The organism is Ahrensia sp. R2A130 (genome assembly GCF_000179775.1).
Classification (GTDB): domain Bacteria; phylum Pseudomonadota; class Alphaproteobacteria; order Rhizobiales; family Rhizobiaceae; genus Pseudahrensia.
Genome location: NZ_AEEB01000003.1, coordinates 61,390 through 77,804, shown reverse-complemented (window position 1 = coordinate 77,804; position 16,415 = coordinate 61,390). Strand labels below are relative to the sequence as shown.

Below are 16,415 nucleotides of genomic sequence, written 5' to 3'. Positions count from 1 at the left end.
CATGCCACCGCGAGAAATCCAGCAAGATAGCACCGGCATCACACTTGCCGGTGCCGCCCATCGCGACCGAACGGCGCGGATTGATGGCCGCGACGCCATGGGTCGCTCTAATCCAGGTGCGTGGACCGAGTGCCTTGGTGGTGCGGCGTGGAATGTCGCGGTCGATCTTGCAGCCCTTGGCCACAAGCCTGCACTCCACACCGTCTTGGGGCAGGACCAGAGCGCATTTCAGGATGAAGCGGAGCGGTTGGGTATCAATCTGCACGCGCAGACCAGTGATGCATCGACAGCCAGCTACAGTGCCATCGTGGATCGCAATGGCGACCTGCTGATCGCCGTGGCTGATATGGATATCTATCGCGATTTTTCTGCCGATCCGGTGGACCATGCCCCTGCCCTGATCGTCGATGCCAATCTTGAAACGGAAGCAATCGAAGCGCTTTGTTCAAAGGCAGATTGGGTGGCTGCACTGGCCGTATCTGCTGCCAAAGCACCGCGGCTGGAACGCTGTCTCGACAAGATTGACCTGCTGCTTGCCAATGCAAGCGAGGTAGAGGCGCTGGGCGGATTGAACGCCTTAGCGGACCACGTGTCACTGATCGTATCCAGCGACGGTGCCGGTGTTCTGCGTGTTATTGATCATGGTGAAATGGACAAGTTCGAGGTGCCGCCCGCCGCCATTACAGGCGATGTTGTGGGCGCGGGCGATGCGTTGGCGGCGGGCTACCTGCACTGCTGGTTGAAGCATCAATCGTTCGACCATTGCGCGACTTTCGCCATCGCCTGCGCGCAGGCCGTACTTGCCGTAAACGGCCCCGCCCGCCATGACCTGTTGCAAGCCGCCACCGAGTCGATTGCTCAATGACACAACCTCAATTCACCGCATCACCAGACGTTGCCGCAGCACTGGCGGAAGGCCGCCCGGTCGTAGCGCTGGAATCCACCATCATCACCCACGGTATGCCGTGGCCCGAAAATGTTGAGACAGCACGACAAGTCGAAGAGACAGTACGGGCTGGCGGCGCCGTCCCCGCAACAATCGCAATTTTAGACGGTCAACTGCGCATCGGCCTGACCGACGAAGAGCTGGTTGCTTTGGGTCAGGCCAAAGACGTTATGAAACTCTCGCGGGCCGATCTCGCATTCGCTGTCACGATGGGGCGAACAGGTTCGACAACGGTCGCTGCTACGATGATCTGCGCCGCACTTGCGGGCATTGAAGTCTTTGCCACCGGCGGTATCGGCGGCGTTCATCGTGGCGCTGAAGACAGCTTCGACATTTCAGCTGACCTGATCGAACTGGCGCGAACACCCGTGACGGTGGTTTGTGCCGGGGCGAAGGCGATCCTCGATTTGCCGAAAACATTCGAGGTTCTGGAAACGCAGGGCGTGCCCGTAGTTGGCTATCGCTGCGACGAACTTCCCGCCTTCTGGTCACGTGAAAGCGGGCTGCCTTCGCCGCTACGTATGGATGAGGCAATTAAGATCGCGCGCCATATGGCGGACAGGAAAGCTCTCTCGCTCGGTGGCGGCATGCTGGTAACGAACCCCGTGCCTGAAGCAGACGCCATCGCGGCGGACGTAATCGGTGCTCATATCGAAGCCGCGCTGACAGAAGCCAACCAACAGAACATCACCGGCAAAGGTGTTACGCCATTCCTATTGGGACGAATGGTCGAGCTAACCGATGGCGCAAGTCTGGTCACCAACAAGGCACTGATCCTCAACAATGCTGCACTGGCAGCCGAAATTGCCGTTGCTGCGGTCACAATTTAGCAATGAGGCAAATTGCGCGACCGTGTGAGGCAGCTTTGGGCTAGGACAATCACACCAATATGCTATGCGGGGTGGCTTGGGGCAGAAGTGATTTCAATGGGCGTGGCGAAAGTCGCGCCGCCGGGCAGGACCAATAATATGATGCTGACAGCAAAAATGCGCGCTTTGGTAATCGCGGCTCTCGCACTATTTGCAACGGGCTGCACGACAAGCAGCGTCATCACCGCGCCATACGAGCCGCCAACGGCGCGGTACGCAGCCATCGTGATCGATGCAAAGTCCGGCAAGGTGCTCCACAACACCCGCGCAGATGCCATCCGTTTTCCAGCTTCACTGACTAAAATGATGACGATGTATATGGCGTTTGAAGCGCTATCGCGTCGCCGGATTTCGCTGAACTCGGAGATTCCGGTGTCCAGTTACGCAGCCAGCAAACCAGCGTCGAAGCTCTACCTCAAAGCCGGTGAAACCATCAACGTCGACACAGCGTTGCAGGCGCTTGCCGTAAAATCTGCAAACGATGTCGCCACTGCGATGGCCGAATTCCTAGGCGGTTCCGAGGCAACCTTTGCACGCATGATGACTGCCCGCGCACGGTCGCTCGGCATGCGGTCCACAACGTTCCGCAACGCATCGGGCCTGCCCGACAGGTTGCAGGTCACAACCGCTCGCGACATGGCGACATTGTCGCTGGCGTTGCAAAAGCGCTACCCGCAGTATTTCCATTATTTCGGCAAGAGCACCTTTGTTTGGAAGGGCAAAACCATCCGCGGGCATAACCGCGTGCTGGGCATGCTGAAAGGCGCAAACGGCATCAAAACCGGCTATACACGCGCGTCAGGCTTCAACCTCGCCACGTCCGTTAAACGTCCCAATAAACATCTGGTTGGTGTGATCCTTGGCGAAGATTCCGGCAAAGTCCGCAACCGCCATATGGTGGAATTGTTGAAAGCCTTTGGCGCTTGAAACCATCACGCGACCCTGCCCGTCTCGTTGAAATCATGCAGGCGTTGCGAACGCCGGTAACCGGCTGCCCTTGGGATTTGGAGCAGACATTCCGCTCCATCGTGCCCTACACGATCGAAGAGGTTTACGAGGTCGTGGACGCCATCGAGCGCAGCGACATGGAAAACCTGCGCGAAGAGTTGGGCGACCTGCTGCTGCAGGTTGTCTATCACGCGCAAATGGCGGCTGAAGACGGCAGTTTCGATTTCGGTGATATCGTGGACGGCGTCACCACAAAGATGATCCGCCGCCACCCCCACGTTTTCGGTGATGAAAAAGCCCGCAGCGCAGGCATGGCAAAGGGGATGTGGGAGCGCATCAAGGCCGAAGAGAAAGCGGAACGCGCCGACCGCCGCGCCGCAATGGGCCTCACGCCGGCAGCGAATCCCGCAGGCCTCCTGGACGATGTTCCAGCCGCTATGGAGCCGATGTTGGAAGCGGTGAAACTGCAACAAAAAGCGTCCAAAGTCGGCTTCGACTGGAACGATCCGAAAGCCGTGATCGCGAAAATGCGCGAAGAGCTGGATGAGCTCGAAGCGGAAATCGATGGTGGCACGGCAGACAGCCGTGAGGACGAATTGGGTGACGTTCTATTCACAGTCGCCAATCTCGCCCGTCATTTCGACATGGACCCCGGTAGCGCATTGCGCCGGACAAACGGGAAATTCCGCAAGCGGTTTGCCGCTATGGAAGCAGCTGTTGCCAAGCGCGACCAGTCGCTTTGCGATCTTGATCTGGATGCACTCGAAAAATTGTGGGTGGATGCGAAGTCACACGACTAGGCACCACTGGAAAAGCAACGCTTGTCCCCCTAGATTAGTAATGAAGCAGCGCTTACGCGACGCAAACCCATTCGGAGAGCAATGCCATGAGCATGCAGGATTTCATCAAAAACGAAGTAACAACCAACGACGTGCTGGTCTTCATGAAGGGCACCCCCGCCTTCCCGCAATGCGGGTTTTCCGGCCAGGTCGCGCAGATTATGGATTATCTCGGTTGCGAGTGGAAAGGCGTGAATGTGCTGGCCGATGACGAGTTGCGCCAGGGCGTGAAGGACTTCACCCAGTGGCCAACCGTGCCGCAGATCTACGTCAAAGGTGAGTTCATCGGCGGCTGCGACATCACCCGCGAAATGTTCCAGTCGGGCGAATTGAAAACAATGCTGGAAGAAAAAGGCGTACCGATGCAGGGGAAAGCCACAGCGTAAACGACTATGCCTGAAGCAGATTTCCCCGGTTTTCCCGAGGATACCCTGCCCTTTTTAAAAGCGCTGGGTTTCCATCAAAGCCGCGAATGGTTTCACGAAAATAAGCCACTCTATGAGCAGGCGGTGAAAAATCCGCTTGCTCATTTTGTCGATGCGGCATCGGTCGCATTCGCCGAGGCTGATGTTCCGCTGAAGGGCTCGCCCCGTGCCAGCACATTTCGCATTAACCGCGACATCCGGTTTTCAAAAAACAAAGACCCTTACAACCAGCACATCTCCGGTGTGCTGACGCGCACAGGCACGAAGAAAGACACCGGCGGAGTCTATTTTCATTTTACAACAGGAGGCTGCCTCTTCGCCTCCGGCCTGTGGATGCCCAGTGGCCCAATGCTCAAAGCCTTCCGCGAACGGCTGGTCGAAAAACCTGACGAATTCTTCGCGATTGAAGCGGATCTCGCAGCCAAAGGCTTGGTTTGGGGCGAAGACAATAAGCTCGTTCGCGTGCCCAATAGTTTCAAGCATGTAGAAGACGAACGCCTTCAGGATCGGCTAAAAATGAAAAGCTTCATCGTGGAGCGATCTTTGAAAGACGGTTCCATAAAGAAGCCTGCGATAATCGGTGACCTCGTCAGCTTTGCCCACGATATAATGCCAATGATGCAGCACGTTTGGCGCGTGACAGACCATGTACGCGAGGCAGAAAGCACTACCTAGGCTTCACGATTGAGCAAAGAAAAAGGGCCGCTCTATTGGAGCGGCCCTTTTGCATTCTGCGATATGTGTCGCGATTAACGCGAGTAGAATTCGACCGTGAGGTTCGGTTCCATCAGAACCGGGAACGGCACGTCGCCGAAAGCTGGGACAGTAACCAGCGAGCAGGTCATCTTGGAGTGATCTGCGGTCACGTATTCCGGTACATCGCGTTCGGCCAGGCCGACAGATTCCAGAACGATGGCGAGCTGCTTGGACTTTTCGCGAATTTCGATCACGTCACCCGGCTTGCAGCGGTAGGATGGGATGTTGGTCCGCACACCGTTTACCAGCAGGTGGCCGTGGTTCACGAACTGACGAGCAGCGAACACGGTTGGCACGAATTTCGCACGGTAGATGATGGTGTCGAGACGACGCTCCAGCAGGCCGATGAGGTTTTCACCGGTATCGCCTTTTTGGGCGTTGGCTTGGTCGAAAATCTTGCGGAACTGTTTTTCCGAGATGTTGCCGTAATAGCCTTTCAGCTTCTGCTTTGCGCGCAGCTGAATGCCGAAGTCGGACAGTTTGCCTTTGCGGCCCTGACCGTGCTGACCGGGGCCATATTCACGACGGTTCACCGGGGACTTAGGACGACCCCAGATGTTTTCGCCCATGCGGCGATCGAGCTTATATTTGGATGCTTGGCGCTTGCTCATAGCATTTCCTCTCAAGTTCGCGCGCAGACCATTCCACGCGGCGGAGAAAACGCACCCTCCTCTGCCCCGATTTTGCGGGACTGACAGGGATGCACACGCACGCTTTGCGAAACATCCCACGGGATACGTCGATGGTCGCCCGTTGGGACGTTCATCGTGAGGAGGCAATAGGACGGGAATTGCGGCCTGTCAAACGGTCTTGGTGCTAATGTGCATCCGCGATTGCGAGACCGAAACCGGATAGTAAGCGCTGGCGCAAAACGTCCGGCTTACCGCCCGTAAAATGCGCCAAATCTTGAATAGGTTTCACCGGCTGATCTCCATCAGGCAGCAGGCTCTTTGCATGGCGTGCGATGGCTTCTGCCGGGTTCAACCAGTCCACCGGCCACGGCGCTAGGCGGCGATAGACGTTGGTCAAAAATGGGTAGTGGGTGCATGCCAACACCACGACGTCGGTGCGCGCGCCGTACTGATCAACGAAGCAGTCCTCAATTTCACTTTTGACAGCTTCCGTATCCGTTTCGCCCGTTAGCATAAAATGTTCTGCCAACCCTGCCATTTTCTCTGCGCCCACAAGGCGAACATTCACCGTGCTGGCAAATTCTGAGATCAGAGAACGAGTATAGTCTCGCTGCACCGTGCCGGGCGTCGCTAACACGCTGATATGGCCACTGGCCGTAAGTTCCGCTGCCAGTTTAATAGCGGGTACCGTACCAACCACGGGAAAATCAAAACGGCTCCTCAAGTGCGGAAGGATAATGGTGGAAGCCGTGTTGCAGGCCACGATAATCATGCTGGGCTCAAAGCGCGTCACGAGGTCTTCGAAAACCTCCATCATCCGCTCAACCAGAGCTTCCGCTTCCCAGTCGCCATAAGGAAAGGCGGCATCGTCAGCCACATAGACGAAGCGATGGCCTGGCATCAAAATGCGGGCTTCGCGAAGAACGGAGAGGCCGCCAAGGCCGGAATCGAAGACGAGGACTGTCATGCTACTCTCGTAGCGAAGGAATGTGGCTGTGTCAGCGCTTGCCGAATGCGGGACGTTTGGCGTGCGGAGACATCGCTCGTGGAGCAACGGGTACTGCAGGTGTTTCCACAGTCGGCGCATGTGCGTTCAACATCGCTGCGCGGCGCAACAAGTCTTCGTCTGATAGTGCGCCAAGCGCGTCCAGTTCCACATTGTCAGAATCAGAGTCCTTCTGATCAGGCGCGGCACTTTTCACGGCGACCAATGCCATGCTGATCGCCAAAACCGCCAATTCCGCGCCAAACGCAATCATGCTTTCCTCGCGGCCAAAGGCCAGCACCGATGCTCCAGCCAGACCGTAAACTATGCCAAGCGCAGGACTGCCCCAAGCATCACGGGCCCGCTTGCAGGACAGGCACGTGTGCATCCATAGCCCGAAAAGAAACGCGGCCTGTACGTCAGGTCGGGTCAACAGGGCCCGCAAATCGGGCGCTCCACCCTGTCTCATACCCGCAATGCCGGCAGCGAAGCTGTCGATGTTCAAAAGCAATACGGGCAACACGGCGATGATCGACGCGCACATCATGTTGGCACCGTATGAAAACGGGCGAATGCGGCCGGTGGGCCACAGGAAAAGATGCAGCGGATTCATGGGCGCTCCTGTCGTGTTGGCGACAGTGAAGCGGGGAAACCTTCACATCAGGTTTCTTACGGTATTTCAGGCGTAGATTTAGCCGTCGAAACGAAAGGTCGGCGCTATCTGCGGGATGCTGTCGAAGCTGAAATCGAAGACGTAGAATGTGATGTAGAACAGCGCGAAGACGATGGCTGCAACGACCGAATTCCACAGCATCCGCTTGCCCATCTGCGGAAGAATGGGGGCTGCGGGTTCAGTGCCCTCGACCACGTGACCCGCTTCGACCTGGCTCTTCATACGGAAGGGCAAGGTGGCGAAAAGCGTGGTCCACCACAGCACGAAATAGATGGCGATAGCGGTTCCGATGCCCATCACACCTGCTCCAATTCAACGAGCGTTCCGGCAAAATCCTTCGGATGCAGGAACAGCACAGGCTTGCCGTGTGCGCCAATTTTCGGCTCGCCATTGCCCAGCACCCGAGCACCATCCGCCTTCAGTTTTTCAGCGGCTACCAGAATGTCATCCACCTCGTAACAGATGTGGTGCATACCGCCGGAGGGCGATTTTTCGAGGAAGGCCGCAATTGGCGAGCCCTCCCCCAAAGGTTCAAGCAGTTCGACCTTGGTGTTCGGCAGTTCCACAAACACGACCGTCACGCCATGTTCAGGCAGCGCCTGCGACGCGCTTACCTTGCCACCCAGTGTGTCGCGGTAAAGCGCGGTGGCTTTCGCAAGGTCAGGCACCGCGAGTGCCACATGGTTCAAACGTCCGATCATGGTGTCTTCTACCGCAGGTCAGACGCGGGTGACGAGAGCCGTGATCAGCGGCTTCTTGCCCCAGAAGTCACGAATCTCGGCACGCACGGCACGTTCAACCGTTTGCGTGATGCGGTTCTGATCACGACGCTGTTTAGCGGTCATGGCTTCGAAGGCTTCGAGCGCGGCATCGTAGATGATGTCTTCGAAGCTGTCGTTGCCATCCACCGTGCGCGGCAGACCTTCGCAAACCACTTCGGGATCGGCGAGAAGGTCGCCACGGCTGTCGATGACCATGGCGATGACGACATTACCGACCCACGACAGAACACGACGGCGCGCAATGCCCATCTGGTCTTCGGTGCCGACAAGATTGCCATCTTTGTAAATGCGGCCGGCAGTGACGTTGTCGATCACTTCCGCTGGCCCGGGGGCCAAGCGCAGCATGTCACCATTACGGACAGGCGCGACATCGGAAATGCCTTGCTCGCCCATAAGCTTGGCATGGGCTGCCAGGTGGCGGGCTTCACCGTGCACGGGAACGCCGATGGTCGGCTTCGTCCACTCATACATCTGCACAAGCTCGCTGCGGCGCGGGTGACCGGAAACATGAACCAGCGTCTCACCATCGAGAACGATCTCGACGCCCTGTTCGACAAGTGCGTTTTGAATGTCGTTAATGCCACGCTCATTGCCGGGAATCGAACGGGACGAGAAGATGACTTTGTCACCTGCAGCCAGCGTTGCGTTGCGGTGTTCACCACGAGACATCTTGCCGAGTGCCGCACGCTGTTCACCCTGCGAACCGGTGCAGATAACCACGAGTTTGTTGCGGGCGATTGAGCCGTATTCGTCTTCGGTCAGGAAAGGCGCGATGCCATCGAGATAACCGAGATCGCGGGACACATCGCAAACGCGAAGCAGCGAGCGACCGAGAATCATGACTTTGCGGCCAGCTTTTTCAGCAGCCATAGCGATGGAACGGATGCGACCAACGTTGGATGAGAAGGTGGTGACCAGCACTCGGCCCGTGCTGTTGGTGATGACATTGGCCAGACTTTCAGAAACCGATTCTTCCGACGGGCTGGTGCCTTCGACCATGGCGTTGGTGGAATCGCAGATAAGAGCGAGCACGCCCTCTTCGCCCATGCGGCGGAAATGCGCCTCATCGGTTTTCTGGCCCAGTGTCGGCGCGTGGTCGAGCTTCCAATCACCAGTATGAATGATGTTGCCCAGTGGCGAACGGATCATCAGCGACACGGGTTCAGGTATAGAGTGGGTGACGTGGATGCCTTCGATTTCGAAGGGGCCAACCTTGAACGGCTCGCCTGCCTTGAAGACTTCAATCTTGATTTTCGGTGCATTGCGCTCGCCTTCGATCTTGGCTTCCAGCATGCCTGCGGTGAACGGGGTGCACCACACTTTGGTTTTCAACATTGGCCAGAGCGCTAGCAATGCGCCGTAATGGTCTTCGTGAGCGTGGGTGATGATAATGCCGTCGAGCTTGTCGAGACGTTGGGTAATGTAGCTGATGTCGGGCAGAACGAGGTCTGCACCTGGGAAGTCGTCACCGGGAAATGTTACGCCGACATCAACGATGATGAAGCGGCGGTCTTTGCCTTTGCCGTATCCGTAGAGGGCAAAGTTCATGCCGATCTCGCCGACCCCGCCAAGGGGAAGGAAGATGAGATCGTCGGTTTTCTTTTTGGCTGCCATGATGGCTCCTTAAGTAAATTTACGTTGGATGCGTTCGCATCGAATTTTCAAAATTTCGGGTTTGGCGGGTTCAGGAAATTGAACCGTGCCCTTCGGCCTTTGTCTGTGTTCTCAAGCCGGATGTTTGTGGGATTGCGTTAGCGCGTTTCGGCGGTTTCGCCAAAGAATATGTCTGCGGCAGATATGCGCTGCGTACCGTTCTGGCCGCGCAGCACGAGATAGCCGTCTTCATCGAGACTATCAAATATTCCGCTCTTCTCATGGTTGGAAAATCGGGCTGTGATGGGTTGGCCGAGGCCGGCGGCTCTTGAAAGCCAGTCATCGCGGATTGCTGCAAAGCCTGCTCCCCGGTTCCAGCGGTGAAGTGCATCAGCCATCTCACGGGCCAAATGGGGGAAAAGTGCTGCAGGTTCAAGGGGGGCGATGGATTCGGCAACGGAGGTGGATGGATAGAGCCCCTCGCCAGGGTGGTGACCACAATTGATTCCGCAGCCGATAACGATGTTGTGGCGTTCGCCGATCTGGGCCGCTTCCAACAACATGCCGCTGAGCTTTTTGCCGTCCAGCAGAAGGTCATTGGGCCATTTTATCGTGAGCCGTGTTTTCGCCTCCGGTACCGCAGCAACGACCGCGCGGTGGAGTGCCACGCTGGCCACCAAAGGCAATTGGCCTATGGCGTCGGCTGGTGCCGGATCGACCAATAACAGAGAAGCGTAGAGGTTGCCCTCTTCCGACACCCACGCACGACCGCGACGCGCTTTGCCTTGCAATTGACGTTTGGCAGTTACCCAAAGCTGTCCGGCATCACCACCCTGCGCCGCGTCCATTGCGACCGTATTCGTGGAGCCTACATCACCGAGCGCAAGTCTGCGCCAATTTGGAAGACCTTTAATCTCGACAGGTGTTTCGATCAGAAGAAGGTCCGCGCAGCAGCGGTGGCCACGGTGGAAAGCGGGCCAGCAACAAACACGTAGAACAGCGTGAAGACGGCAGCGATTGTGCCAACCACTTTCAACTCACCAGCCATTGGAACAAATGCGGGTTCGCCATCGTCGAACCACATGATCTTGACGATGCGGATATAGTAGAACGCGCCAACGACACTCGCCAGCACGCCGATGACGGAAAGGATATAAAGCTCCGACTGGATAGCGGCGAGGAAGACGAAATACTTCGCCCAGAACCCTGCCAGCGGTGGAATGCCTGCAAGCGAGAACATGAAGATTGTCAGGGCCAAAGCCATCATCGGGTTGCTGCGCGACAGGCCGGACAGGTCTGTGATGTCTTCCACCATACCGTCGGTGCGGCGCATGGCGAGGATGCAGGCAAATGTGCCCAGCGTCATGGCCATATAGATGATCATGTAGAGCACGACGCCCGACACGCCTTCTTGCGAGCCGGCAGCGAGACCGACCAACGCAAAGCCCATATTGGCAATCGACGAATAGGCCATGAGACGCTTGATATTTGTTTGGCCAATAGCGGCAAACGCGCCAAGGCCCATCGAGGCGATGGCAATGAAGGTGATGATCTGCTGCCAGTCGGCAACGGCGGGTTCAAACGCGCCGTAAACAACGCGAACCAGCATCGCCATGGCAGCGATTTTAGGGGCGGCCGAGAAGAAAGCGGTAACCGGTGTGGGCGCGCCCTCGTAAACGTCTGGTGTCCACATATGGAAAGGGACGGCGGAAATCTTGAACGCGATACCCGCCAACACGAAGACGATGCCGAAGACCAGACCGAGAGAACGCTCTGCCGTCATCGCTTCTGCGATACCGGCGAAGTTGGTGTGGCCAGTGAAGCCGTAAATAAGCGACATGCCATAGAGCAGCATACCGGACGACAGCGCGCCGAGGACGAAATATTTCAGACCGGCTTCAGTAGAGCGCAGGCTGTCGCGGTTGATAGCAGCGATGACGTAGAGCGCCAGTGCCTGCATTTCGAGGCCAAGATAGAGCGTGATGAGATCGTTGGCCGAGACCATGATCAACATGCCGACAGTCGCTAGGATCACTAGGATCGGATATTCGAACCGGTCGAAATTCTCTTCCTTGGCAAAGTTCACCGACATGGCGATGGCTGCCGCAGAACCGATAATAACGAGGATCTTCATCAGCAGCGCGAAAGGGTCCATCAGCACCGCGCCGTTGAAAGCGCTACCGGATGCCGGATCCCATATGAGCCACAGGCCTGCAATGGCCAGCAAAGCGACAGACAAACCGGTCACGATGCGCGTGGACGTTTCTCCGATGAACACGCCAAGCATCAACAGCGCCATAGCGCCGACAGCGAGAAGGAGTTCGGGGCCGACGATGGCCAGTTGTGCGAATTCGAAAGTCTGCATGGTCCTCCCTCCCCTTAGTTGCCGGTTGCCGCGAGCGCTGAACGTGCTTCGCTATCAATGGCTGCCTGAACGGTGGCAACGAGGTTGTCGACCGAAGCGGTCGTCACATCGAAGACCGGCGACGGATAGACGCCAAAGAAAATGACCAGCACCACCAAAGGATAGAGGATCACTTTTTCGCGGGTGTTCAGATCGAGCATCGCCTTCAAGGCTTCCTTGTCCAGCGTGCCGAACACAACGCGACGGTAGAGCCATAGCGCGTATGCCGCAGACAGGATGACGCCGAGCGTGGCGAAAATCGCGACCCATGTGTTGGCCTGGAAAGCGCCGAGCAACGTCAGGAATTCACCGACAAAACCAGCAGTGCCGGGCAGTCCGACATTGGCCATGGTGAAGATCAGGAATGCCACAGCGTATTTCGGCATGTTGTTCACGAGGCCACCGTAAGCCGCGATCTCACGGGTGTGCATACGGTCATAGACAACGCCGACGCAGAGAAAGAGCGCACCGGACACGAGACCGTGGGCCAGCATCTGGAAAATGGCGCCCTGAATGCCCTGAACGTTGGCCGTGAAGATGCCCATGGTGACGTAACCCATATGGGCAACCGACGAGTAGGCGATGAGCTTCTTGATATCTTCCTGCATCAACGCCACCAGCGAGGTGTAGATGATAGCGATGACGGACAGTGCAAAGACGAAGTTCTGCATCGTATCGCTGGCGAGCGGGAACATGGGCAGCGAGAAGCGCAGGAAGCCGTAGCCGCCCATTTTCAACAGGATGCCAGCCAGAATGACGGAGCCGGCGGTTGGCGCTTCGACGTGAGCATCCGGCAGCCACGTATGGACTGGCCACATGGGCATCTTCACCGCGAAGGACGCGAAGAAAGCGAGCCACAACCATGTCTGCATGTCAGCAGGGAAGTCGTAGGCAAGCAGCGTCGGGATGTCGGTCGTTCCGGCCTGCCAGTACATCGCCATGATGGCGAGCAGCATGAGCACCGAGCCAAGCAGCGTGTAGAGGAAGAATTTCATCGACGCATAAACGCGGCGCTGGCCGCCCCAAACACCGATGATGATGAACATCGGGATGAGACCGGCTTCGAAAAACACGTAGAACAGCACTATATCAAGCGAGCAAAACACGCCGATCATCAGCGTTTCGAGCAGCAGAAACGCGATCATGTACTCACGCACACGGTGCTGGATAGCGTCCCAACTGGCGAGGATGCAGAACGGCATGAGGAATGTCGTTAGGATGACGAACAACATCGAAATGCCATCGACACCCATGTGATAGGCGATGCCGCCTTCGCTGATCCACTCGACTTTCTCAACGAACTGGAAATCGGCGCGGCTGTTATCAAAGCCTGCCCAGATGCCCAAAGAAACAAGGAATGTCAGGCAAGTGGTCAGTAGCGCGACCATGCGAACATTGCGGCGTGCGACTTCGCTGTCTTCCCAGATGAGGAAAACAATCAGCGCGCCAACCAGCGGCAGAAAGGTCGTGATCGTGAGAATTGGGAGGTCGGCCATGGCTCACTTCACCCCGGTGAACATGATGTAGGTGATGAGCGCAGCAGCGCCGATGAGCATCGCAAAAGCGTAGTGGTAGAGATAGCCGGTCTGCAGTTTCACAACCCGCGCTGTCACATCCTGCACCCGCGCGGCGATGCCGTTGGGCCCGAAACCGTCGATTATACGACCATCACCTTGCTTCCAAAGGAAGCGGCCAAGCCACATGGCCGGACGGATGAAAATGCGCTCGTAAAGCTCGTCAAAATACCACTTGTTGAGCAGGAACTTGTAGAGACCGTTGTGCTGGCGGGCGAGCTCCACCGGTACATCCGGCGAGCGAATGTAGAACCAGTAGGCAATCGCCAGACCGGGCAGCATGACCAGCACAGCAGCCCATTTCACCAGCTTCGGCACATCATGGAACATCTCCAAAATCTGGTTCGTCGGTCCGGTGAACAACGCGCCTTTCCAGAACTCCAGATAATGCGGATCGACCGCGCCAATCTCGTGATGGGAACCGATGAACGGCGTGTGGAACACGACACCAGCAAACAAGGCACCTGCGGCCAGAATATAGAGCGGCACCAGCATAACGTTGGGGCTCTCATGGATATGGCTCATCACATCAGCGGAAGCGCGGGGCTTGCCGTGGAAGGTCATGAAAATCAGACGCCATGAATAGAAGCTGGTGAAGAAGGCTGCGACGACAAGCATCCAGAAGGCGTAACCGGCAGCCGGATTCGTGCCGACCCAAACACTTTCAAGAATCGCATCTTTGGAGAAGAAACCGGCAGTACCAAAAATGGTACCCGGAATACCGACGCCGGTAATGGCGATCGTGCCGATAACCATCATCCAATAGGTCTTGGGAATGTGCTTCCGCAGACCACCCATTTTCCGCATGTCCTGCTCGTTGGAAACGGCGTGAATGACCGAACCCGCGCAAAGGAAAAGCAGTGCCTTGAAGAAAGCGTGGGTGAACAGATGGAACACACCAGCGCCGTAGGCACCGACGCCGAGAGCTGCGAACATGTAGCCCAACTGCGAGCAGGTGGAATACGCGATCACACGCTTGATGTCGTTTTGGACGAGACCGACTGTGGCCGCGAAGAATGCGGTGGTCGCCCCAAAAATCGTCACGACAGTCAAAGCGGTCGATGAAAGTTCGAAAACTGGCGACATGCGGGCCACGAGGAAGACGCCAGCCGTAACCATGGTCGCTGCGTGGATAAGTGCGGAAACCGGCGTTGGGCCTTCCATGGCGTCAGGCAGCCAGGTGTGCAGCAAGAACTGCGCCGACTTACCCATCGCGCCCATGAAGAGAAGCAGACAGATGATGGTCAGTGCTGACGCTTGATCCAAAGCGTAACCGGCAAACTCGAAAACCGGACCGTCAGGAACGGTTCCGCTTTCAGCAATGCTGATCGCCTTTGCAAAAATCACATCAAAGCTGACCGAACCGAAGAACACGAAGATGCCGAAAATGCCCAAGGCAAAGCCGAAGTCACCGACGCGGTTGACCACGAAGGCCTTCATCGCAGCCGCGTTTGCAGAAGGCTTTTTGTACCAAAACCCGATCAGCAGATATGACGCCAAACCCACACCTTCCCAGCCAAAGAACATCTGTATCAGGTTGTCGGACGTCACCAACATCAACATCGCGAATGTGAAAAGCGACAGATAAGCGAAGAAGCGCGGGCGGTGCGGATCGTGGCTCATGTAACCAATGGAATACATGTGCACGAGGCAGGACACCGTGTTCACCACCACCAGCATGACAGCCGTCAGCGTATCAACGCGGAACGACCAATCGGCGCTGAAATTGCCGACCTGAATCCAGCGCAACACATCCACAGTGAACGGCTCTGCACCACCCAACCAGAAAGAACCGAACACGACCCAAGACAGGATCGCCGAGATACCCATGAAACCGGTGGTCACATATTCAGACGCAGTTGCGCCCATGCGGTTGCCGAACAGGCCCGCGATCAAAAAGCCGAGAAGCGGAAGAAAAACGATGAGATGAAGCATGATGAAAACGGTCGCGGGAGCGCGCGCCCTACCCTTTCAACATGTCGACATCTTCCACCGCGATGGAACCGCGATTTCGGAAGAAGACGACGAGAATAGCGAGACCGATAGCAGCTTCTGCTGCCGCAACGGTGAGAATGAATAGCGCAAACATCTGCCCCATCATGTCGCCGTTAGCCTGCGAGAAGGCGAGGAAATTGATGTTCACAGCGAGCAAAATGAGTTCGACGGACATCAAAATGACGATGACGTTCTTGCGGTTCAGAAAGATACCGAACACGCCCAGCGTGAACAGGATCGCACCAACGGTGAGAAAATGGGAAAGACCGATTTCCATATCAGATGCCCTCGCCAGGTTTCACGGAGCGCAATTCGACATCGTTAGGATCACGCGCGACTTGATCGGCAATGTTCTGACGGCGCACATCCGGACGATGGGACAGGGTCAGCACGATTGCGCCGATCATCGCGACCAGAAGGATGAGGCCACACAGTTGGAAGAAGAAAATGTATTTCGTGTAGAGCAGATCACCGATGGCCTGAATGTTGGACACTTCCGCCAGATCGGGGATCGGCTGGACAGCGCGGGCAGCAATTTCAGGATCAAAACTGAGACCGCCCAGAACAAGAATGAGTTCGACAGCCAAGATGATGCCGATCACCGCGCCGATGGGCATATATTGCAGGAAGCCATCGCGCAGCTCTGCGAAATCCACATCGAGCATCATGACGACAAACAGGAACAGCACCGCCACCGCGCCGACATAAACGACGATGAGGATGAGTGCCAGAAACTCAGCGCCGGTCAGCATGAAGAGACCGGCTGCGTTGAAGAAACACAGAATCAAAAACAGGACCGAATGCACAGGATTGCGAGACGCAATGACCATGAAGGCCGATGCGACGCAAATTGTTGCGAACAGATAGAAAAATAGCGCGGCGACGCCCATAGGGTGTGCACTTTCCTCGATTTTCACAGGGGCCGCGGTATCGCGAAAGTCCCTGCCCGTCTGCCAAGTGGCATCCCTTCAAGATGTCGAAGCACCTGCTCCAC

General features: G+C 56.8%; 18 protein-coding genes. 6 read left to right on the top strand and 12 right to left on the bottom strand.

Going from position 1 to position 16,415, the window contains the following annotated elements; genetic code table 11:
* The first annotated feature begins 1 nt into the window (after position 1).
* The 6 genes from R2A130_RS17320 to R2A130_RS01125 all read left to right on the top strand — a co-directional run bounded on the left by R2A130_RS17320 (position 2) and on the right by R2A130_RS01125 (position 4,702).
* On the top strand, positions 2-865 hold the full coding sequence (locus R2A130_RS17320) for a PfkB family carbohydrate kinase (protein WP_009462978.1): 864 nt from the start codon (positions 2-4) through the stop codon (positions 863-865).
* Positions 862-1,776, top strand: coding sequence for a pseudouridine-5'-phosphate glycosidase (locus R2A130_RS01145; protein ID WP_009462977.1), 915 nt, complete (start codon positions 862-864; stop codon positions 1,774-1,776). Before R2A130_RS17320 ends, R2A130_RS01145 begins: the two co-directional genes overlap by 4 nt.
* Positions 1,777-1,914: 138 nt before the next feature.
* A complete protein-coding gene (locus R2A130_RS01140; protein WP_040304693.1) occupies positions 1,915-2,742 on the top strand; it encodes a D-alanyl-D-alanine carboxypeptidase family protein in 828 nt (275 codons plus the stop codon).
* A complete protein-coding gene (gene mazG / locus R2A130_RS01135; protein ID WP_009462975.1) occupies positions 2,739-3,563 on the top strand; it encodes a nucleoside triphosphate pyrophosphohydrolase in 825 nt (274 codons plus the stop codon). The genes R2A130_RS01140 and mazG overlap by 4 nt, the downstream gene beginning before the upstream one ends.
* Positions 3,564-3,649: 86 nt before the next feature.
* Positions 3,650-3,988 (top strand): Grx4 family monothiol glutaredoxin, encoded by a 339-nt coding sequence (gene grxD, locus R2A130_RS01130; RefSeq protein WP_009462974.1) that lies wholly within the window; start codon positions 3,650-3,652, stop codon positions 3,986-3,988.
* A 6-nt stretch (positions 3,989-3,994) separates the two neighbouring features.
* Positions 3,995-4,702, top strand: a complete 708-nt coding sequence (locus R2A130_RS01125; RefSeq protein ID WP_009462973.1) for a DUF2461 domain-containing protein — start codon at positions 3,995-3,997, stop codon at positions 4,700-4,702.
* Positions 4,703-4,776: 74 nt separating this feature from the next.
* Here R2A130_RS01125 and rpsD read toward each other — a convergent pair whose 3' ends face one another.
* The 12 genes from rpsD to R2A130_RS01065 form a co-directional block, all read right to left on the bottom strand.
* Entirely contained in the window at positions 4,777-5,394 is a 618-nt protein-coding gene (rpsD, locus tag R2A130_RS01120; RefSeq protein ID WP_009462972.1) for a 30S ribosomal protein S4, read from the bottom strand.
* 205 nt (positions 5,395-5,599) lie between these two features.
* Positions 5,600-6,382 carry a glutamate racemase gene (gene murI / locus R2A130_RS01115; RefSeq protein WP_009462971.1) on the bottom strand — a complete coding sequence of 261 codons (783 nt, stop codon included), beginning with the start codon at positions 6,380-6,382 and terminating at the stop codon, positions 5,600-5,602.
* Positions 6,383-6,413: 31 nt separating this feature from the next.
* A complete protein-coding gene (locus R2A130_RS01110; RefSeq protein WP_009462970.1) occupies positions 6,414-7,013 on the bottom strand; it encodes a hypothetical protein in 600 nt (199 codons plus the stop codon).
* Positions 7,014-7,091: 78 nt separating this feature from the next.
* Positions 7,092-7,370: a DUF1467 family protein gene (locus R2A130_RS01105; protein WP_009462969.1), complete on the bottom strand. Its 279-nt coding sequence runs from the start codon at positions 7,368-7,370 to the stop codon at positions 7,092-7,094.
* Positions 7,370-7,774 (bottom strand): methylmalonyl-CoA epimerase, encoded by a 405-nt coding sequence (gene mce, locus R2A130_RS01100; RefSeq protein WP_009462968.1) that lies wholly within the window; start codon positions 7,772-7,774, stop codon positions 7,370-7,372. The genes R2A130_RS01105 and mce overlap by 1 nt, the downstream gene beginning before the upstream one ends.
* An 18-nt stretch (positions 7,775-7,792) precedes the next feature.
* On the bottom strand, positions 7,793-9,469 hold the full coding sequence (locus tag R2A130_RS01095) for a ribonuclease J (RefSeq protein WP_009462967.1): 1,677 nt from the start codon (positions 9,467-9,469) through the stop codon (positions 7,793-7,795).
* 137 nt (positions 9,470-9,606) lie between these two features.
* On the bottom strand, positions 9,607-10,362 hold the full coding sequence (locus R2A130_RS01090) for a biotin--[acetyl-CoA-carboxylase] ligase (RefSeq protein WP_040304475.1): 756 nt from the start codon (positions 10,360-10,362) through the stop codon (positions 9,607-9,609).
* A gap of 17 nt (positions 10,363-10,379) precedes the next feature.
* Positions 10,380-11,813 (bottom strand): NADH-quinone oxidoreductase subunit NuoN, encoded by a 1,434-nt coding sequence (nuoN, locus tag R2A130_RS01085; RefSeq protein WP_009462965.1) that lies wholly within the window; start codon positions 11,811-11,813, stop codon positions 10,380-10,382.
* A 14-nt stretch (positions 11,814-11,827) separates the two neighbouring features.
* Positions 11,828-13,348, bottom strand: coding sequence for an NADH-quinone oxidoreductase subunit M (locus tag R2A130_RS01080; RefSeq protein ID WP_009462964.1), 1,521 nt, complete (start codon positions 13,346-13,348; stop codon positions 11,828-11,830).
* Between the two features lie 3 nt (positions 13,349-13,351).
* Positions 13,352-15,361 carry an NADH-quinone oxidoreductase subunit L gene (gene nuoL / locus R2A130_RS01075; protein WP_009462963.1) on the bottom strand — a complete coding sequence of 670 codons (2,010 nt, stop codon included), beginning with the start codon at positions 15,359-15,361 and terminating at the stop codon, positions 13,352-13,354.
* A gap of 28 nt (positions 15,362-15,389) precedes the next feature.
* Positions 15,390-15,698, bottom strand: a complete 309-nt coding sequence (nuoK, locus tag R2A130_RS01070) for an NADH-quinone oxidoreductase subunit NuoK (protein ID WP_009462962.1) — start codon at positions 15,696-15,698, stop codon at positions 15,390-15,392.
* 1 nt (position 15,699) lies between these two features.
* Positions 15,700-16,311 (bottom strand): NADH-quinone oxidoreductase subunit J, encoded by a 612-nt coding sequence (locus tag R2A130_RS01065; protein ID WP_009462961.1) that lies wholly within the window; start codon positions 16,309-16,311, stop codon positions 15,700-15,702.
* Positions 16,312-16,415: the final 104 nt, after the last annotated feature.